Here is a 19600-nt window from a genome sequence, read left to right as displayed (position 1 = left end):
GCACTGCGCTATCTAGGAGGCCGAGGATGCCGCCCCGTCTTGCTTTTGCCGCCATTGCCCTGCTGTTGGCGCAACCCCTTACCGCCCAGGTCTACCAGTGGCGCGATGCCGATGGGAAGCTGCACTTCACCGACACTCCGCCGCCCCAGAGCCGCGCCGTACAGAGCGACAACCTCCAGGTGAACAGCATGGATGCGCTCCCGCCCAAGCAGCCGGAACCTGCTGTGGACACCGAGGCGCAGTCACCATCGCTCACACCCGCCCAGCTCCAGCAAAAGGGCATGCAGCAGTGCTCTACGGCTATCGCGCGTATGCCCACCTTGATCAATGAGACGCAAAAGCTCGGTCGCGATGCGGTGCGCAAGCAGAAGATCACCCAGAACCAGCTGGACAAGGCCATGTTCAAGATGGACGACTTCTACAAGGGCTTGAAGCGCAACGAGCGTGAATGCGTGAGCGAGTACGTTGCCAGCGAGAAGAGCCGGGTTTCCATCGACTGCCTGGCCGATACGCAGGACGTGCTGACGTTCGGCCAGTGCATGCAGTTCGCCGAGTGGGCCGAGACTTTCAAGTAGAGCTCAGGGGTTTTCCGGGTCGTGTCCCAGGGCCTGGATGAACAGCGAGAACAACTCCGGTTGGGAAGAAATGTCCAGCTTGGCGTAGAGATGCCGACGATGCACTTTCACCGTTTCCGGTGAAATCGCCAGTCGCTCGGCCATGGCCTTGGACGAGTAACCCCGGAGGATCAGTCGGGCGATCTCCAGCTCCCGATCCGACAGCACACCGGCGCCGAACTGGCTCAGGGCGTCGCGCACCTGCGAGGCCACTTCATCCTGGCGTGTCAGCAACGGAACATGGGTGCGCTGCAGCCAGTGCTGTTTCATCAGTGGCAAGACCCATCCCGACAGCAACCCCAGCAATCCGCACTCCTCGGCGCTGAAGCGGCGACGCATGCCCAGCGACAATGAGAGGCTGCTCTGGCTCTCCAGCTGGACGATGAATTGCACCTCGTCTTCCAGAACGTTGTCGTGGAAGTAGTTCAGGTAGTACTCGCTCTGGCGGAAATGGTCAGGTGCGATCTCTTCCAGCCGGTAGAAACCATTGGGTAGGCCTTCGCGGCAAGCCTGGTAGAACGGGTCGAGCAGGTACAAACCGTCCAGGTAGACAGGCATGGAGGCCGGCCCGGCCTGCGGTTCCGCGTCGTACTCCTCCTGGGGTTGAGGCGCCCCGTCGCTTGGGTAGAAGGTCGCCAGCGCATTGTCGAAGGGCAGCCACTGGTGCAGCAGCAGGATGAGCTGTTTCCAGAAGCGGTCGCCACCGAGCTGTCCGATTGTGCGGCCCAGGCCGGCGTGCAGGGCGGCTTCCCTGAACAGACTGTCCATCCGGTACTCCGATCGATATGAGGGGAAGGGGTACCCAAGCTTGGCTGATCCGGGGCGGGCATCGTCAAGGGGCGTACTCCAATAGGGTGATTGGCGTTTCCGGGAGGTCTGCCGAGAATCTGCCCACAACGACAGCGTCCCCATCACGCGACGCACCTTACCAATTCCTACTGCCTCAACCACCAATAACAACCAGAGGATCAGGATATGCCCGCCCCCACCCCGGAGAACGGCGTGCTCAAGCCCAGGCTGAGCACCGCTGACGTAGTTGCCATCACTGTTTCCAGTGTCACCCCCGCGAGTTCAGTTTTCGTCATCGCGCCCTTCGCCATCCAGCAGGCTGGTAGCGGTGCCTTCCTTTCCTACGCGCTTGCCGGCGTGCTGGCGTTGATGTTCGCCTGGTCCTACGCGGAGCTGGGGCGTGCCCATAAGTCTGCCGGTGGCGAATACGTCTACGCCAAGCGCGTGTTCGGCGGCCTGCCCGGCTACGCGACCTTCCTCCTGGTGTTGGCGATGCTGCTGTTCATCCCGCCGGTGCTGGCCACCGGGGCTGCGACCTACCTCAATGTCGCGCTCGGCACGCAGCTCGACTCGCAAGTGGTCGCACTGGTGGTCGTGGCCGCCAGCTACCTGCTGGGTATCCTCAACATCAAGCTCAATGCCTGGGTCACTGGCGCCTGCCTGCTTCTGGAAGTGGCGGCCCTGCTGGTGATAGTCGCGCTCGGATTCGGTAATGCCTCGCAGCCGGCCAGCGTCCTATTGCATCCGCAGATCGTCGACAACGGCGTACTGGGCGTGGCACCCATGGCGCTGGTGCTGAGTGCAGTCGGCATGGCGCTGTTCTCCTACAACGGCTTCGGTGGGGCGGTGCTCATGGCCGAAGACATGAAATGTGGCGGTCGTGGGGTTCCCCGTGCTGTGCTCTGGTCGCTGCTGCTGGTGGTCGCCATCGAGCTGATCCCGCTCACCGCCATCCTCATCGGCGCACCGTCGCTCTCGGAAATGATCGCCAGCCCCGACCCCATCGGTTACCTGCTTACGAGCCATGGCAACGAGACGCTGTCGCGACTGGTCAGTGCCGGCATTTTCCTCTCCGTGTTCAACGCCATCATCGCCATCGTCATCCAGATCGGCCGAGTGATCTTCAGCAGCGGCCGCGACGAGCTGTGGATGCCTTCCCTCAATCGCGCTTTCACCCGCATCCATCCACGCTGGGAGTCGCCCTGGCTGGCCACGCTGTTCCTGGCCGTGCCGTCGGCGCTGCTCAGCTTCAGTTCCAACCTGGCGGAGATGACCTCCTTCACGGTGTTGCTGATCGTCCTGGTCTACCTGATCGTCGGCCTCTGTGCGCTCTTCAGTCGCGTATTGCGGCGTGATGTCGAGCACGGATACCGCATGCCGCTCTGGCCGCTGCCTGCGCTGCTGGCAGTCACCGGTGCGGGGTACTTGCTGCTCAAACTGACCCAGGAAGCATCCAGCCGGGATCTTTTGATCATCTTCGGGCTGCTGGCTGTATCGGCCATCCTCTATGGCACCTACGGCAAACTCAGCCCAGCTTTCCAGAAACTCTGATTCACAGGAGTCGCTATGCGCGCGCGTCAACTTGGTATCACTATCGGACTCGGTACGCCGGGTGAGTTCAACGCCATCACGGATGTGCCGGGTGTGCGGGTCGGCCACAGCACCATCTGCGAGGAGCGCGACGACAAGCCAGTGCGCACCGGTGTGACGGTGGTGCAGCCCCGTGACGGTTCGGCGCGCGAGCAGCCCTGCTTCGCCGGCTGCCATGTGCTCAACGGAAATGGGGATGCCACCGGACTGGAGTGGATTCGCGAGGCAGGCCTGTTGACCACGCCCATCGCCATTACCAATACCCACAGCGTCGGCGTGGTGCGCGATGCGCTCGTGGCTGCCGAGCGGGACGGGGCCAGGGATGCGGTGTACTGGTGCATGCCGGTGGTGATGGAAACCTACGATGGCCTGCTGAATGATATCTGGGGTCAGCATGTAGGGCCGGAACAGGTGACCGAGGCGCTGGTCGGGGCTCGCTCCGGTGCGGTGAGCGAAGGTCCGGTGGGCGGTGGTACCGGCATGATCTGCCACGAGTTCAAGGGCGGTATCGGAACCGCTTCCCGGCGTCTCGCCGCGGAGCAGGGGGGCTGGACCGTGGGTGCCCTGGTACAGGCGAACCATGGTGTGCGCCAGGAGCTGCGCGTGGATGGTTATCCGGTCGGCCGCGCGCTGCGGGAAATCGAGTCACCCTTCGCCGAGCGTGATACCCCCGGTATGGGTTCCATTGTGGTCATTCTGGCAACCGATGCGCCGCTGCTGCCGCACCAATGCCGCCGCCTGGCCCAGCGTGCCTCCATCGGAATCGCCCGCACCGGTGGCGGTACCGAGGACTCCAGCGGCGACATCTTCCTCGCCTTCGCCACCGGCAACCGGGACATGCCTGCGGCGGACTACGCGCGCAAAGGCCTGCCGTTCAGCACGCCGCTCGCCATGGTCAACAACGATCACATCTCGCCATTGTTCGCGGCGGCTGCGGAGGCGGTGGAGGAGGCCATCATCAATGCGCTATTGGCCGGGCGCGAGATGGTCTGCGCGGACGGCCGGCGAGTTCCGGCGCTGGACGGGGAGACCCTGCTGGAGGCTTTGAAGGTACAGGGCTGGAGGGGAAAGCCTGCCCGCTGATGCGGGCAGGCCGGAGGTTTACTGACCGGTGTAGACCTGGTCGAAGATGCCGCCGTCGTTGAAGTGGGTCTTCTGCACGTCACGCCAGTTTCCGAAGGTCTTCTCCACGGAGAGGAATTCCACTTTCGGGAAACGGTCGGCGTACTTGGCGAGGATCTCCGGGTTGCGCGGGCGCAGATAGTTGTTGGCGGCGATAGTCTGGCCTTCGTCGCTCCACAGGTACTTGAGATAGGCCTCGGCGGCAACGCGGGTACCTTTCTTGTCCACTACCTTGTCGACCACGGCCACCGGCGGCTCGGCCTCGGCGGAAACGCTGGGGTAGACCACTTCGAAACCACCACGGCCGAACTCGCGGGCGATCATCTCGGCTTCGTTTTCGAAGGTCACCAGCACGTCGCCGATCTGGTTCTGGATGAAAGTGGTGGTGGCGGCGCGGCCGCCGGTGTCCAGCACCGGCGCCTGCTTGAACAGCTTGCCGACGAACTCCTTGGCCTTGTTCTCGTCACCGCCGTTCTTGAGAACGTAGCCCCAGGCGGAAAGATAGGTGTAACGGCCGTTGCCGGAGGTCTTGGGGTTGGGGACCACGACCTGCACGCCATCCTTGAGCAGATCCGGCCAGTCCTTCAGGCCCTTGGGGTTGCCCTTGCGCACGATGAATACGGTGGCCGAAGTGAACGGCGCGCTGTTATTCGGCAGACGGGCGGCCCAGTCCTGCGGCACCAGGCCGCCGTTGTCGGCCAAGGCGTTGATGTCGGTGGCCTGGTTCATGGTGATGACATCGGCGGGCAGGCCGTCGATCACCGCGCGGGCCTGTTTGCTGGAGCCGCCGTGGGACATCTGCAGGGTGATGTTCTCGCCTTTCTCCTCTTTCCAGTGCTTCTGGAAGGCGGCGTTGTAGTCCTTGTAGAAGTCGCGCATCACGTCGTAGGAAACGTTGAGCAGGGTCGGCGCGGCTTGGGCAGCGCTGGCCAGGGCGAGGCCGGCGGCAAGGAGGGAGGCGGAGAACAGTCGTTTCACAGGGCGTTCCTTCTAGGCAGTGTGAGCGGGCGACTATAGCTGATGGCCTTATGGGCTTTTAATACTAAAAGGTCATTTGGTTATTTCCATTCGCGCAGTCAGCTCTTGTCGGTTGTGGCTGAGCTGTGCGAGGCCCGACACGCGAAGCCGAGGCTTGCAATGTTGGGCTTCGCCGCGCTCTGCGCCAACCTGCGACAGCTCATCAAAACACTCGGCCGAGATTGAGGTAGAGCGCGCGTTCGGCTTCGTCATTCAGGCCGTAGCTGAAGTCCAGGGGCCCCAAGGGAGTGTCGAAGCTGATGAACACGCTGGCGGCGTTGATGTAGCCGCTGTCGAAGCTGTTGTCGTTGTTCCAGGCCCGGCCACGCTCCAGGCTACCGCCGACATACACCGGGAAGTCCAGCGGCAGGAAGGAGCGCTGGGTCAGGCGGCGGTAGTAGACCGCCCGCGCCAGACCGATGTTCTGTCCTGCGATGGAGTCCTGGCGAAATCCCGAGAGCTGGCGTGCACCGCCCAGAAGGAAGCTCGACGTGATCACTTCGGCATCATCCAGGGTACGACCGTAGCGGCCACCAAGGACGAAGGTGTCCGGACCTGCGCCCAGCGCCTTGTCGAGGCTCAGCTGCCACTGCCGATAGCGCTCGTCGGAACCCAGGCCGGGATCGAACTGGCGCAGGGTCAGGCTGATGTCCTCACCTTCGTGGGGGTAGTCCACATTGTCCAGGGTGTCGAAGGAGTACTTCAGCTCGTAGTAGCCCTCGGTGAACTCGAAGCTGGGCAGGTCGCGCTCGCCCACCCGCACATCCGCCTGGCCCCAGGCCTGGCCGACGCCGAAACGGATTTCACCGTTGTTGGCAATCTGCCGGCCCAGGTTGAGGCCGTAGCCGTAGCGCTCCAGGCGGTATTCGGCGATGGGGTCGTTGTCGAGGATGGCTTCGACGTTCTGTGCCTCGCCGAACAGATAGGGGGCGACGAAATAGCGCGAGCCGGCGTCCAGCGGTTGGTAGAACTCGCTATAGAGCTCCTGGTGGTCGCCCAGTTGCAGACGCGTCAGCCATTCGGCGCCCAGTTCGTTGATGCCGTTCTTGCGGTAGCTGGCACCCAGGTTGTAGGCGCTGTCGCCACGCATGTCGTCAGAAAGGTTCAGGCCCAGGCGCAGGTAGTCGGTCCCGGCGCGCTTGCCGCGTGCATTAATTACCAGGGCATTGCCGTCCTTGCGCTTGACCACCCGGTAATGCACCTGCTCGAAGTAGTCCAGGCCATACAGGGTACTCATGTCGCTCTGCAGACGGTCGAGATCCAGAGGTTGGCCCAGGGGCTGGCGAATGTAGCGACGGATGACCGCGTCCCCGATCTTCGAGTCGTTCTCGATGAGGATGCTGCGGATCACCGGCGTGCGCTCACTGGGCAGGCGCGCGCTGTCCAGTTCCTGGTCGCGACTGGCTGACAGGGGGCGCAGCTCGGTCAGCCGGGTGGCGAGTATCTGTGTGGCCCGGTAGCCAGCGTCGATCATCTCGTGGGATCGGCCGAAATCGGTGGCGCCGTAGCCGGCCAGCGGCGGCTGGATGAGAACGTCAGTGGGCTCGAGCGTGGCCAGCTGGGCTTCGGAGTTGGTGCGGGTCATCAGGGTGACCGACTGGTTGAGGACGTCCACCACCGTGGCCAGTTCCTTGCGTGAGCGCAGCGGCGTTCCGATGTCGACCACGATCACGCGGTCCACGCCCATCTCGCGCGCCACGTCCACCGGGATGTTATCCACCATGCCGCCGTCCACCAGCAGTCGCCCGTTCACTTCCACCGGGGCGAAAACTGCGGGTATCGACATGCTGGCGCGGATCGCCTGTGGCAGGTGGCCCTTGCGGAATACCACCTTCTCGCCGGTGGCAATGTCCGTGGCGACAGCGCGGAAGGGAATGGCCAACTGGTCGAAATCGCGAGTGTCGCTGGTGTGTACCAGCAAGCTCTCCAGCAGCAGGGCGAGGTTCTGGCCCTGGATCACACCCAGCGGCAGGCCGAGGCTGCCGTCGTCGCGGAAGCTCAGGCGTTGCTTGACCAGGAAATCACGGTCGTCCTGCTTGCGGCGGAAGGGGACTTCCTGGCGCGGCGGGTCGTCGGACAGCGCTCGCTGCCAGTCCATGTTGACGGCGATCTGCTCCAGCTCCTCCACCGGGTAGCCAGCAGCATATAGCCCGCCGATGACCGCCCCCATACTGGTGCCGGCGATGGCGTCGACCTTGATGCCCTGTTCTTCCAACGCCTTGAGTACGCCGATATGGGCAAGGCCGCGGGCGGCGCCGCCGGAGAGCACCAGACCGATGCGAGGTTCGGGCTGGGCGAGGCAAAGGAGGGGGAAAAACAGCAGGCAAAGCAGAAGGCGGCGCATAACGCATCCCTGGTCAGGCGAAGATCCGAAGCCGGCTATTATAGGGCGTCCAACCTGTCGCCGAGCCCAGCCATGTCCGCAAGCAAGCCCGAAATCGTCATCACCTACTGCACCCAGTGCCAATGGCTGTTGCGTGCCGCCTGGCTGGCCCAGGAACTGCTCAGCACCTTCGGCGACGACCTCGGCAGGGTGAGCCTGGAGCCTGGCACCGGCGGCGTGTTCCGTATTACCTGCGACGGCGTGCAGATCTGGGAGCGCAAGGTCGATGACGGTTTCCCCGAGGCGAAGGTGCTCAAGCAGCGTGTGCGTGACCAGATCGACCCGGCGCGGGACCTCGGTCACAACGACCGTTCCTGATCCTTCCGCGTTTGCCTCAGATCAACGGGATGGCGCCTTTCGAGGCATAGCCTGACGGCATTTCCATCTTTGTGGAGGCAGTCCGTCATGAGCATCATCGTCACCGGTGCAGCCGGCTTCATCGGTAGCAACCTGGTTCAGGCACTCAACGGCCGCGGTGAGACCGACATCATCGCCGTCGACGATCTGACCGAGGGCGACAAGTTCCGCAACCTTGCCGATGGCGAGATCGCCGACTACCTGGACAAGCGGGATCTGCTCCCGCTTCTGCGCGAGGGGCGTCTGAGTCGGCCGAGCGCAGTGTTCCACCAGGGTGCCTGCTCCAGCACCATGGAAGGCGATGGACGCTTCATGATGGACAACAACTATCGCTACAGCTGCGAGCTGCTGGAGGCCTGCCTGGCCCAGGGCGTGCCCTTCATCTATGCGTCGTCGGCAGCTGTCTACGGTGGAAATCGAGTCTTCCGCGAGGAACGCGAGGCGGAACGGCCGCTGAACGTCTACGGCTATTCCAAGTTCCTCTTCGACCAGCGAGTGCGGCGCTTGCTACCAAAGGCACGCAGCCAGGTGGTTGGCCTGCGCTACTTCAACGTCTACGGCCCGCGCGAGTGCCACAAGGGGCGAATGGCATCGGTGGCCTTTCACTGCTTTCGACAGTACCGCGCGAGCGGCAAGGTCAGCCTGTTCGGTACTTACGAAGGCTATGGTGGCGGCGAGCACCTGCGGGACTTCGTTTCAGTGGAGGACGTGGCGCGGGTGAACCTGCACTTTCTCGACCAGCCACAGCGCTCCGGCATCTTCAATCTCGGCAGCGGACGGGCCCAGCCATTCAATGATGTGGCCTGGAGCATGGTCAACGCCTTGCGCGCCGATGAAGGCCTGCCGCCGCTCAGCCTGTCGGCGATGTGCGAGCAAGGCCTGCTGTCCTACAGCGAGTTTCCCGATGCCCTGCGCGGTAAGTACCAGTGTTTCACCCAGGCCGATATCAGCCGCTTGCGCCAAACCGGCTTCCGTCAGCCGATGCTGGACGTGCAGCAGGGCGTGGAACGCTATTGCCGCTGGTTGCTGGAACAGGAATCGGGCGGCGGGCTGCCGGAAGTGGGGCAGGCTGCCTGAACGTGTTTCGCGGAACCGGGCGGGTGTTGCCATTCCCCAGACGGCAGGCTGCGGGTAGCGCTCGCCCGCCCAGTTCCGCGATCCTCAGGCTGTAGCGGGCTTTGCCTCGACAGCCGCACCTTTGCGCGCCGACAGGGCGATGGCGAAGATGATCAGCGCGCCGCCGGCCAGCATGCGCAGACCGGGCTGCTCGTCGAACAACCACCAGGCGAAGGCGATGCCGTAGACCGGCTCCAGGGCGAAGATGACCGCCGTGGTACGCGCCTTCAGCACCTTGAGGCTGGCGACGAACAGGCTATGGGCGAGGCCGGTGCAGAACACCCCGAGCAGGGCGATCCAGAACCAGTCCATTGGCTGCACCGCATGTAGCAGTGGCCAACTGAAGGGCGCCAGGCACAACACAATGGTCAGGTTCTGGCAGAGCGCCGCCTTCACCGGGTCCAGGCCTTTCACGCTGACGCGATTGAGGAGTGACAGCAGCGAGAACAGCAGGCCCGAAAGAATCGCCGACAACAGACCCAGGGTGGCCGCGCTGCCCCAGTCGAAGCTGGGCGTTACCAGCACCAGGCCCAGGCTTACCAGGGCGACTATCAGAAATTCCTGGACGCGAATGCGCTCGCGGAACAGCAACCCTTCCAGCAGCAGGGTGAAGGCCGGGAAGCTGGCGAAGCCAAGGGTAGCGATGGCCACTCCGGCCACCTGCACCGCGTGGAAGAAGGTGATCCAGTGAGCGCCCAGCAGCAGGCCGCCGAGCGCCAGCATGGCCAGTTGGCGCAGGCTTGGATTCGGGCTCTTGCCACGCGTGATGAGCTGGGCGAAGAGCGCCAGGGCGATCACAGCGAACAGCCCGCGACCGAAGGTGATGATCATCGGCGCGGTATTGGCGAGCTTGCCAAAGATGCCCGAAAGCCCGAACAGCAAGGCGCCCAGGTGAATGGCCAGCAACGCGTTACGCTCCTTCATGCCAAGCGTGCCCCGTTGGGCAGCGGCTTGTCGAAGCTGGCCAACACCACCTTGTTCTCGTCGTCATGCACACCCGTGACGAGAATCTCCGAACGGATGCCGGCGATGCGCTTGGGCGCGAAGTTGCAGACGCAGAGCACTTGGCGGCCGACCAGCTCTTCAGACTGGTAATGGGCGGTGATCTGGGCGCTGGAGGTTTTCACGCCGAGTTCGCCCAGGTCCACTTCCAGCACGTAGGCCGGTTTGATCGCCTTGGTGTTGAGGGCGGCGGACAATACAGTGCCGACGCGCAACTCGACGCGCTCGAAGTCGGCCCATTCGATGGTGGACATAGGGTTCTCCCTGTTGGCAGTCGCACCAGTCTAGTGACGACGAACGGCCTTGTCTGTCGTCAGGCTCGCGGGCTTTGTCGCGTTACTCGCGACCACTGCGCAGGGCACGAGGGGTGAGACCGAATTCGCGGGAGAGGGCCGCGGTGAAGGCGCTCTGGGAACTGTAACCGACTCGTGCAGCGATCTCGCCCACGGCCAGACGGCTTTCCAGCAGCAGTTGGCGGCCGAGATGAAGACGCCGGGCGCGCACGTAGTCCATGGGCGTTTGCCCGGTTTCGCTGAGAAAACGGGTGTGGAAACGTGCCACCGAAAGGCCGCAGAGGCGCGCCAGATCGGCGACTTGCAAGGGGTGGGCGGCATGCTGGTCGATATGGGCGTCGAGTGCGACCAGGGGTAGGACACTGCTGTCCTCCACTTGCATGCCGGGAGCGGCGAGGCTGGCCAGCAGCAATCCGGCGGATTGGCCAGAAATCACTTCATCGGCCAGGGGGCAGGCGGCGATCCAGCTGACCAGCTGACTTTGGGCCGGGTTCAGGTTCAGCGCACCTGGGCGCTCCAGCAAGCGTCGGCCGGCATCGAAATGACGGCCCAGGGTGTGCCGCAGCCAGTCGTCGTCGGGCACATCTACAACCAGGCAGAGGCTGCCACCCGGGCTGCCGCAGGCGTGCCTGGCTTCGGGCGGTACCACCGCCAGGGTCTGGCGCTCGACCCTTGCGCCGAGACCATCCACTTCGAAGTCCAGACTGCCCGTCAGGCCAAATACCAGTTGGGCGTAGTCATGGCTGTGGACCAGCAGGTCGTGGTTGTACTGGCGCAGGGACAGGATCGAATGCATGGCGCTTACCTCGGGCAGGCGGCCATTCTACTCCCTGTTGCGCGGCGCCTGTCACAGGCCTGCAACCTAGCGTTCATTCCCGGTTCACCGCGAAAGCTCACCATCGGCGAAACCCCGCCGGAGGTCGCCCATGAGCAGCGTCGAACGCCTGGAACCCGTCAACAAGACCAAGCCGCGCAAGCAACGCGTGCGTACCCTGTGGATCTCCGATGTCCACCTGGGCACCCGCGACTGCCAGGCCGAGCACCTGGCGCGCTTCCTCAAGCAGTACCACGCCGACCGAATCTATCTGGTCGGTGACATCATCGATGGCTGGAAGCTCAGGGGCGGCATTTACTGGCCACAGGCGCACACCAACGTGATCCGCCGCCTGCTGACCATGAGCAAGCGTGGCACGGAGGTGATCTACGTCACCGGCAACCACGACGAATTCCTGCGGCGCTACTCGGCACTGATGCTGGGCAACATCCAGCTGGTGGACGAGGCGGTACACGAGACCGCCGATGGCCGCCGCATGCTGGTGATCCACGGCGACCAGTTCGACGTGATCACTCGCTACCACAAGTGGCTGGCATTTCTCGGTGATTCCGCCTATGAGTTCACCCTTACCCTGAACCGTTGGCTCAACCACTGGCGCGAGCGTTGGGGATACGGCTACTGGTCGCTGTCGGCCTACCTCAAGCACAAGGTGAAGAGCGCGGTGAACTTCATCAGCGACTTCGAGGAGGCCATCGCCCACGAATGCGTCAAGCGTGGCCTGGATGGCGTGGTCTGCGGCCACATCCACCACGCGGAAATCCGCAAGGTGGGTGGGGTGGAGTACCTGAACTGCGGTGATTGGGTGGAGTCCTGCACGGCACTGATCGAGCACTGGGACGGCAGCATCGAACTCTACCGACTGGCTGACGCCCAGGCGCGGGAGCTGGAAGAGCGCGCCGTGGGGCTGGTCGAGCCGGCGGCATGAGGATACTGATCGTCAGCGATGCCTGGTTGCCCCAAGTGAATGGCGTGGTCACCAGCCTGCAGGCGCTGGTGGGAGAACTGGAAGGCCTTGGGCACCAAGTGCTGTTGCTGTCTCCCCAGGGGTTTCGTTGCCGGCCCTGTCCGAGCTATCCGGAAATCCCTCTGGCCTGGGACCTTTGGCGGGTGGGGCCGATGATCGAGGCGTTCCAGCCCGACTGTGTGCACCTGGCCACCGAAGGGCCTCTCGGCTGGGCCGCAAGGCACTGGCTGGTCAAGCGCGGATTGGCCTTTTCCAGCGCTATCCACACGCGTTTCCCTGAATACGTTCATGGCCGCTGGCCCTGGCTGCCCCTCTCCTGGGGCTATGCCTTCCTGCGCCAGTTCCACCGTCCCAGCCAGGCGGTACTGGTGACTACCGAGCGCATGCGCGAGACGTTCGCCGAACATGGCCTGGTCTGGCTCAACTTGTGGCGCAAGGGCGTGGACACGGCGCTGTTTCGTCCCGTGGCGTTGCCCCAGCCGGAGATGCCGGTGTTCCTCTACGTTGGCCGACTGGCCACGGAGAAGAACGTCGAGGCATTCCTCGGACTGGATTTGCCTGGCGAGAAATGGGTGGTAGGAGACGGCCCGTTGCGGCGCGAGCTTGAATCGCGCTATCCCGCTGCGCGCTTCTTTGGTTTCCGCCAGGGCGAGGAGTTGGCGCGCTTTTATGCCCAGGCCAGCGTCCTGGTGTTTCCCTCGCTGACCGATACCTATGGCCTGGTGATGCTCGAAGCCCTGGCCTGCGGCACGCCGGTGGCGGCCTTTCCGGTGGCCGGTCCGCTGGATGTGCTGGAGTCCGGCACGACCGGTTGCATGGACGAAGACTTGCAAACGGCCTGCCTGGCAGCGCTGGAGCTGGATCGCGAACTATGCGCTGAGAGGGCGGGACGGCTTTCCTGGCGGGCGTCGGCCCTGGAATTCCTGGCGCGGCAACCATTACTGGATGGCGAATCTTTCCCGGACGCGGTTCCCGAACTGTAGGGGCGAATTCATTCGCCAAGGGCAGCGCAGCTGCTCCCTTTCAAACTCTATGGGCAGACCTTCGGCCTGCTTGGCGAATGAGTTCGCCCCTACAAGTTGGTGATTAATCAGGGAATGATCTTGTCCCGCAGTTTTTCCGCGGCCAGTTGCAGGGCCTGGATGACCTTGGCCTTGTCGTAGTTCTGGATGCTGTTGGTATCCAGGTACATGGAGAAGCCGGGCAGTTCGTGCTCGACGTAGCTGGAGGCGGCGCCCAGGTCGCGACGGAAATCCACCACCTGGTAGATCTGCACCGGACGGGTGAAGCCCTTGACGTTTATCTGGCCCTTGTCGCGGCACATGATCACGTCTTTCACCAGCGAGTAGGTCTCGTGGGAAATAAGGATCTCGCCAGCTTCCGACGCGGTTTCCAGGCGGCTGGCCAGGTTCACTTCGCGACCGATGATGGTGTAGTCCATGCGCGTGTCCGCGCCGAAGTTGCCCACGGTGCAGTAGCCGGTGTTGATGCCCATGCGGATTTCCAGCGGCTTGGTGATGCCCTGGGCGCGCCACTGCTGGCGTAGAACCTTCATGTGCTTGCGCATTGCCACCGCCATGGAGACGGCTGCCACGGCATCCTTCTTGGCGCCTTGGGTGGAGGGGTCGCCGAAGAACACCATGACGCTGTCGCCGACGAATTTGTCGATGGTGCCGCCGTACTTGAGGGCGATCTTCGACATGTCGTTGAGGTAGTTGTTGAGCAGGTCCGTCAGGGCTTCGGCTTCGAGTTCCTCGGAGAGCTCGGTGAAGCCCTTGATGTCGGAGAAAAACACGCTGAGCTTTTTGCGCTGAGTCTCCAGGCGCACGCTCTTCTTGCCGCTGAAGATCATTTCCCAAACCTGGGGCGACAAGTATTTGGCGAGGTTGCGGGCCAGTCGCGCCGCCTTTTCCTGCTCGCGCTTGATCTCACTGCGTGCCTGGGCCAGGCGCAGGCCCTGCTGGTGCACGAAATAGGCCGTGATGCAGATGTAAAGAGTGGTGAAAAACACGCTGACCACGGACACCAGGGCTGGGGTGCCGCCCTTGATGGCCGGCTGCAGCGCCAGGCCGACGAGGGTCATGCTGATCAGTGAACCGCCCAGCACGAGGGCCATCTGGCGCAGCCCGCCGAGGATCATGGCGCTGAAGCAGAGGGTCAGCACGACCATCAGCGTAGGCACGACGGAAAAACCGAGCAGGGCGACGGCGGCGCCAGCGTGGAAGGTGTCGATGCCGAGGAGGATGCGGTCCGTGCGCTTGCCTGGGAAGCGCAGGCTCAGATGGTGGGCCAGGTGTGGATAGAGCAGGGCGTAGGGCACCATCCAGAGGATGTCGAAGCCGAAATGCTGGACTGAGGTGCCGGCAGCGATGCTGGCGGCGATGGCCATATAGGCCAGCACACGCGAGTAGTACTCACGCAGGACGGGCGTCGCTGTGGAAGGATCGAGCATGGCAGGCTTCATGGCTTGGGTCTGTCCCTGGTGCTTTCTTGACGCGGGTTTGCAGCGTTAGCGAAATGCTGCAAGTCCTGGGCCATGGCTTTGGCTGGTGCGGGATCATAACCAAGCGAGGGACTGGCGGCCAAGCTGGCGCCAGTCCCTCCGAGTTTCCGGGCTCAGAAACGGATGCGCCCGGTCAGCGCGTCCTTCAGCATCACCCAGTCGCCCATGAAGCTGTAAAGCGGATACTTGAACGTGGCCGGCTTGTTCTTCTCGAAGACGAAGTGGCCAACCCAGGCAAAGCCGTAGCCGGCGAAGGGAATGGCCAGCAGCCAGATCCACTGCTGGGTAGCCAGTGCATAGCCGAGGATGCTGAGCACCAGCAGGCTGCCGACGTAGTGGAGACGGCGGCAGGTGTCGTTGCTGTGTTCCTGCAGGTAGTAGGGGTAGAACTCGGCGAAGCTTTGGAAGCGATGGACGGACTCGGCGGGCATGTTGGCTGCTCCAGGTTCTTGTTGTCTGGAGCAGTGTAGGACGGCTGTCTCCGGGGGCCAGTGACAATGGGCGCCACTTTAGTATCCTTGCCGGCACGCCGCCCTGCTGGCGGCTGCCTTGAACTTCAGAACAAGAAGGCGCCATGAGCGAACGCACGACTTCTTCGAGCTGGGCCCTGGGGATAGTCCAGGCCCTGGAAATGGGCGGTGTGGACTGCCGCAACCTGTTTCCCGAACTCGGTCTCGACTACCAGGCCTTGAATGATCCTGACGCCCGTTTCCCCCAGGACGGCATGACACGCCTCTGGTTGCGCGCGGTCGAGCTGTCCGGTAATCCGGCCATCGGCCTGAACATGGCCAAGGTCGTACGGCCGGCATCCTTCCACGTGGTCGGCTATGCGCTGATGTCCAGCCGTACTCTCAAGGAGGGGTTCGCGCGGCTGGTGCGCTACCAGCGAATCATCGCCGAGGGCGCCGACCTCAGCTTCGGCGGCACGCCGGAAGGCTACGAGCTGCGGCTGTCGATCCATGGCGATCGGCTGCCGCCGGCGCGGCAGAGCGCCGAGGCGTCCATGGCTTATTGCCTGGCATTCTGCCGGTGGATGACCGGGCGACCGATCAACCCGCTGGAGATTCGTTTCCAGGGGCCGGCGCCCACGGACCTCGAACCCTATCGCCAGGTGTTTCAGGCCCCGTTGCGTTTCAATGCCGAGCACTGCGCCTTGCTGTTCAGTCGCGCTGACATGGATACGCCATTGCCCACCGCGAACGAATCTCTGGCCCAGCTACACGATCGCTTCGCCGGTGACTACCTGGCGCGCTTCTCCGGTACCCGCGTCACCCACCAGGTGCGGCAGGTGCTTTGCCGCATGTTGCCCCAGGGCGAGCCCAAGCGCGAGGTGGTTGCGAGCCTGATGCACTTTTCGCAACGCACCCTGCAACGGCGCTTGCAGGAAGAGGGTGTGAGCTTCCAGCAACTGCTGGACGACACGCGCCGCGAGCTGGCCGAGCAGTACCTGGCACAGGCAAACCTGACCTTGCTGGAGATTGCCTACCTGTTGGGTTTCGCTGATCCGAGCAACTTCTTCCGTGCCTTCCGCCGCTGGTTCGACAGCACACCGGGAGAATACCGAGCGCGCCTGGAAGAGGTCTGATCCGCGCCCGCCGTGGGAAATTAGCGGCCCCGTGGGTTGGTCCGAGTCTATGAGGCCCAACGCAGTCAGTTACAGGCGCCGAAGCGTTGCCTTTCGCTGCGCTCTAGCGGAACGCCGCCCGCACCAACCTACGAAAGCCTGTGGGAGCGAATTCATTCGCGATTGAAATCGCTCCTACAGTTAAACCGCTAGCGCACTGAGCCTCAGTGCCGCCAGAAATAAGGCGTGAGCAGGACCAGGACGGTGAGGATCTCCAGGCGGCCCATCAGCATGCCGAGGGTCAGCAGCCACTTGGCGCCGTCCGGCAGGCTGGAAAAGTTGCCCGCCGGGCCAATGATCTCGCCCAGCCCGGGGCCTACGCCGGAAACCGTCGCCGCGGCGCCGGTGAGTGCGGTGATCCAGTCCAGCCCCATCAGCGAAAGGCCCAGGGCGATGGCGCAAATGATTAGAGTGAAGAAGAACGAGAAGGTCAGGATCGAGCGGACGATATCTTCGTCCAGCCGGTGGCCGTTGTAGCTCTGCTTGATCACCGCGCGCGGATGCACCAGTTGCGTCAGGTTGGCTTTCAGCAGGATGTAGGCGACCTGGAATCGGAAGATCTTGATGCCGCCGGCGGTGGAGCCGGAGCAGCCGCCGACGAAGCCCAGGTAGAAGAACAACATCAGTGAGAAGTTGCCCCAGAGGCTGTAGTCGCCCAGGGCGAAACCGGTAGTGGTGAGGATGGATGTGGTGTTCACCGCCACGTGGCGCAGCGCATCCAGCCAGTGAAGTTCGGTGGTCAGCCAGTACCAGGTGCCTAGCACCAGCCATGTCGCAAGCAGCAGGGCGATGAAGCCGCGTACCTGTTCATCCTTGATCAGGGCCTTGCGATTTCCCCGCAGGACCGACACGTAGAGCATGAAGGGCAGGCTGCCGAGGATCATCACGACCACCGCTACCCAGTGCACCGCCGGCGCGTCCCACTTGGCCAGGGACTGATCGGACGTGGAGAATCCGCCGGTGGCGATAGCCGACATGGCGTGGTTGACCGCATCGAACAGGCTCATACCGGCGGCCCAGAAGGCCAGGGAGCCAATCAATGTGAAGCCCACGTAAATGGCGACGATGTATTTGGCCACCATGTGGGAGCGCGGCATGACCTTGTCCGAGCGGTCGGACGATTCGGTCTGGAACAGGCGCATGCCACCAATGCGCAGCAGTGGCAGGATCGCTACCGCCATGCCGATGAAGCCAATGCCCCCGAGCCAGTGCAGCAGCGAGCGCCAGATGAGGATGCCTGGCGACATGTTGTCCAGGCCACTCAGTACCGTGGCGCCAGTGGCGGTGATGCCGGACATGCTCTCGAACCAGGCGTCGGTGTAGCTGATGCGCTGGGTGAACAGGAAGGGCAGGGCCGCGAAAACGCAAACGACGATCCAACTCGACACTGTCAGGAGGTACATGTCGCGAGGGCGCAGGTGGACGTGTTCGGGGCGCCCGGGAATGATCAGCGCCAGTCCCGCGATGAAGGTGATCAAGCTCGACCAGACAAAGGAATTGATGTCGCCTGTGCGGTCGTAGGTCACCAGTGTCAGCACGGGAATGGCCATGCTGACCGCCAGGGTGATCAGGAAGATACCGTTGAGAAAGCCGATGATGCGAAGTGTCGGCAGGGCCATGGGGTCCGCTTCAGACAAGGGGCGAAAGGCGCAATTCTAACCCTGCGCCGCATCCTGTAAAACCGGGCATGACGGCTTCAGTGCCGCCAGAACTTCGGTGTGAACAGCACCAGTACCGTGAGAATCTCGAGACGGCCGAGCAGCATGCCGATGGTCAGCAGCCATTTGGCCGAATCCGGCAGGGTGGAGAAGTTGCCCACCGGTCCAATGATGGGCCCCAGGCCCGGTCCGACGTTGCACACCGCCGTGGCGGCTCCGGTAAGGGCGGTGACCCAGTCCAGGCCCAGCAGGCAGAGGCCGAGAGCGATTACGGCAATGGTGGTGGTGAAGAAGAACGAGAAGGTGATCAGCGAACGGACGATGTCGTCGTCGAGGTTATGGCCGTTGTACTGCTGCTTGATCACCGCGCGCGGGTGCACAAGTTGTTGCAGGTTGGCCATCAGCAATTGCCAGGCCACCTGGAAGCGGAAGATCTTCAGTCCACCGGCCGTTGAGCCCGAACAGCCGCCGACGAAGGTCAGGTAGAAGAACAGCAGCACCGAGAAACTGCCCCAGAGGGTGTAGTCGCCAAGCGCCACCCCCGTCGTCGTGACGACCGAGGTAACGTTCAGTGCAACGATCCTTACGGCGTCGAGCCAGGCGTTGTCGGAGTTGGCCCAAAGCCACGTACCGACAAATAGCCAGGTGACCACCAGGAAACCGACGAAGCCGTGGACCTGGTGATCGCGCAGCAAGGCGGTACGGTTGCCGCGCAGCGTGGCGACGAGCAACGTGAAGGGCAGGCTGCCAAGTATCATCACCACCACTGCCACCCAGTGCACAGCGGGTTGCCTCCAGTTGGCCAGCGAGGCGTCGGAGGTGGAGAAGCCGCCGGTGGAAATCAGCGACATCGAGTGGTTGACGGCCTCGAATGGCGTCATGCCGGCGAGCCAGAATGCGACGGTCCCGAGGATGGTCAGCCCGGTGTAGATCAGCACGATGTACTTGGCCACCATGTGTGAGCGTGGCATGACTTTCTCGCCCCAGTCGGATGACTCGGTCTGGAACAGGCGCATGCCGCCGACCCGCAGCAGCGGCAGAATCGCCACCGCCATGCCGATGAAGCCGATACCGCCAAGCCAATGCAGCATGGAGCGCCAGATCAGCAGACCAGGCGAAGCATGGTCCAGGCCGGTGAGCACTGTGGAACCGGTTGTTGTGATGCCGGACATGGTCTCAAAGAACGAGTCCGTGTAGCTGATGTGCTGGATCAGCACCATGGGCAGTGCCGCGAAGCAGCAGACGATGACCCAGCTCGCCGTGGTCAGCATGTACATGTCGCGCGGCCGCAGGTTGATGTGTTCCGGGCGTCCGGGACCGACCAGTGCCAGGCCGACGACGAAGGTGATCAGGCTCGACCAGAGGAAGGCGAAGATGTCGTCGGTGCGCTCGAAGAGCAGGAGAGTGAGCATGGGAATGACCATGCTCACTGCCAGCGTGATGAGAAACAGGCCGATGATGAAGCCGATAGTGCGCAGTGTCGGCAGGGACATGGAGCTCTCTGGACGGTGTTCGGACGCGGCATTCTATCCGGCCTTTGCCCCCCCTGAAACGCCCAGATCAAAGCCGCTTCAGGGAGCTGGTGCAGAACTGGATAGTTGCCCTTGCGCGGTTCCAGGTACGTAGTGTTCGATGGACTGTTGCCATCGCTGGAAGTCAGACTGATTACCGCAGATCCGGGACTGAGTCGCGTTATCGGCTAGAATGCCGGCTCCCTGATTTATGGAGGTGGC

Annotated in this window: 18 protein-coding genes; 8 read left to right on the top strand and 10 right to left on the bottom strand. The window is 63.2% G+C overall.

Features of this window, described 5'->3' with window-relative positions:
- The first annotated feature begins 26 nt into the window (after window positions 1-26).
- A complete protein-coding gene (locus SA496_RS17315; RefSeq protein WP_330114202.1) occupies window positions 27-575 on the top strand; it encodes a DUF4124 domain-containing protein in 549 nt (182 codons plus the stop codon).
- 3 nt (window positions 576-578) lie between these two features.
- Here SA496_RS17315 and SA496_RS17310 read toward each other — a convergent pair whose 3' ends face one another.
- Window positions 579-1382 (bottom strand): helix-turn-helix transcriptional regulator, encoded by an 804-nt coding sequence (locus tag SA496_RS17310; protein WP_330114201.1) that lies wholly within the window; start codon window positions 1380-1382, stop codon window positions 579-581.
- 207 nt (window positions 1383-1589) lie between these two features.
- Here SA496_RS17310 and SA496_RS17305 point away from each other — a divergent pair, with 207 nt between their 5' ends.
- Together SA496_RS17305 and SA496_RS17300 are read left to right on the top strand one after the other, a co-directional pair.
- Window positions 1590-2954, top strand: coding sequence for an APC family permease (locus SA496_RS17305; protein ID WP_330114200.1), 1365 nt, complete (start codon window positions 1590-1592; stop codon window positions 2952-2954).
- Window positions 2955-2969: 15 nt separating this feature from the next.
- Window positions 2970-4076 (top strand): DmpA family aminopeptidase, encoded by a 1107-nt coding sequence (locus tag SA496_RS17300; RefSeq protein WP_330114199.1) that lies wholly within the window; start codon window positions 2970-2972, stop codon window positions 4074-4076.
- Between the two features lie 18 nt (window positions 4077-4094).
- Here the strand turns inward: SA496_RS17300 and SA496_RS17295 are convergent, their stop codons facing one another.
- Together SA496_RS17295 and SA496_RS17290 are read right to left on the bottom strand one after the other, a co-directional pair.
- Window positions 4095-5093: a sulfate ABC transporter substrate-binding protein gene (locus SA496_RS17295; protein ID WP_120649982.1), complete on the bottom strand. Its 999-nt coding sequence runs from the start codon at window positions 5091-5093 to the stop codon at window positions 4095-4097.
- 202 nt (window positions 5094-5295) lie between these two features.
- On the bottom strand, window positions 5296-7476 hold the full coding sequence (locus SA496_RS17290; RefSeq protein ID WP_330114198.1) for a patatin-like phospholipase family protein: 2181 nt from the start codon (window positions 7474-7476) through the stop codon (window positions 5296-5298).
- A 72-nt stretch (window positions 7477-7548) separates the two neighbouring features.
- Here SA496_RS17290 and SA496_RS17285 point away from each other — a divergent pair, with 72 nt between their 5' ends.
- Together SA496_RS17285 and rfaD are read left to right on the top strand one after the other, a co-directional pair.
- Window positions 7549-7833 (top strand): SelT/SelW/SelH family protein, encoded by a 285-nt coding sequence (locus tag SA496_RS17285; RefSeq protein WP_330114197.1) that lies wholly within the window; start codon window positions 7549-7551, stop codon window positions 7831-7833.
- Window positions 7834-7920: 87 nt separating this feature from the next.
- The gene (gene rfaD / locus SA496_RS17280; RefSeq protein ID WP_330114196.1) at window positions 7921-8949 is read left to right on the top strand and encodes an ADP-glyceromanno-heptose 6-epimerase; all 1029 of its coding nucleotides are present in this window, start codon (window positions 7921-7923) and stop codon (window positions 8947-8949) included.
- An 84-nt stretch (window positions 8950-9033) separates the two neighbouring features.
- On the opposite strand, the gene SA496_RS17275 is transcribed toward rfaD, so the two are convergent.
- The 3 genes from SA496_RS17275 to SA496_RS17265 form a co-directional block, all read right to left on the bottom strand.
- Window positions 9034-9912 (bottom strand): DMT family transporter, encoded by an 879-nt coding sequence (locus SA496_RS17275; protein ID WP_120649986.1) that lies wholly within the window; start codon window positions 9910-9912, stop codon window positions 9034-9036.
- Window positions 9909-10244, bottom strand: coding sequence for a tRNA-binding protein (locus tag SA496_RS17270; RefSeq protein WP_120649987.1), 336 nt, complete (start codon window positions 10242-10244; stop codon window positions 9909-9911). The genes SA496_RS17275 and SA496_RS17270 overlap by 4 nt, the downstream gene beginning before the upstream one ends.
- A gap of 82 nt (window positions 10245-10326) precedes the next feature.
- Window positions 10327-11079, bottom strand: coding sequence for an AraC family transcriptional regulator (locus SA496_RS17265; RefSeq protein ID WP_120649988.1), 753 nt, complete (start codon window positions 11077-11079; stop codon window positions 10327-10329).
- Between the two features lie 130 nt (window positions 11080-11209).
- Here SA496_RS17265 and SA496_RS17260 point away from each other — a divergent pair, with 130 nt between their 5' ends.
- Window positions 11210-12043 (top strand): UDP-2,3-diacylglucosamine diphosphatase, encoded by an 834-nt coding sequence (locus SA496_RS17260; RefSeq protein ID WP_120649989.1) that lies wholly within the window; start codon window positions 11210-11212, stop codon window positions 12041-12043.
- Window positions 12040-13065, top strand: coding sequence for a glycosyltransferase family 4 protein (locus SA496_RS17255; RefSeq protein ID WP_153917429.1), 1026 nt, complete (start codon window positions 12040-12042; stop codon window positions 13063-13065). The genes SA496_RS17260 and SA496_RS17255 overlap by 4 nt, the downstream gene beginning before the upstream one ends.
- A 107-nt stretch (window positions 13066-13172) precedes the next feature.
- Here the strand turns inward: SA496_RS17255 and SA496_RS17250 are convergent, their stop codons facing one another.
- Together SA496_RS17250 and SA496_RS17245 are read right to left on the bottom strand one after the other, a co-directional pair.
- Window positions 13173-14546: an adenylate/guanylate cyclase domain-containing protein gene (locus tag SA496_RS17250; protein ID WP_120649991.1), complete on the bottom strand. Its 1374-nt coding sequence runs from the start codon at window positions 14544-14546 to the stop codon at window positions 13173-13175.
- Between the two features lie 152 nt (window positions 14547-14698).
- Window positions 14699-15016, bottom strand: a complete 318-nt coding sequence (locus SA496_RS17245) for an Mpo1-like protein (protein WP_120649992.1) — start codon at window positions 15014-15016, stop codon at window positions 14699-14701.
- A gap of 143 nt (window positions 15017-15159) precedes the next feature.
- Here SA496_RS17245 and SA496_RS17240 point away from each other — a divergent pair, with 143 nt between their 5' ends.
- Window positions 15160-16170, top strand: coding sequence for an AraC family transcriptional regulator (locus SA496_RS17240; protein ID WP_330114195.1), 1011 nt, complete (start codon window positions 15160-15162; stop codon window positions 16168-16170).
- A 203-nt stretch (window positions 16171-16373) separates the two neighbouring features.
- Here the strand turns inward: SA496_RS17240 and SA496_RS17235 are convergent, their stop codons facing one another.
- A complete protein-coding gene (locus SA496_RS17235) occupies window positions 16374-17828 on the bottom strand; it encodes a TrkH family potassium uptake protein (RefSeq protein WP_120649994.1) in 1455 nt (484 codons plus the stop codon).
- Between the two features lie 77 nt (window positions 17829-17905).
- Complete coding sequence (locus SA496_RS17230) at window positions 17906-19360, bottom strand: TrkH family potassium uptake protein (protein WP_330114194.1); 1455 nt, start codon at window positions 19358-19360, stop codon at window positions 17906-17908.
- Window positions 19361-19600 lie beyond the last annotated feature (240 nt).

The sequence above is a fragment of the Pseudomonas sp. JS3066 genome, from assembly GCF_036328175.1.
In the GTDB taxonomy this organism is placed as follows: domain Bacteria; phylum Pseudomonadota; class Gammaproteobacteria; order Pseudomonadales; family Pseudomonadaceae; genus Metapseudomonas.
This window is presented reverse-complemented; position numbering and strand designations above follow the sequence as displayed.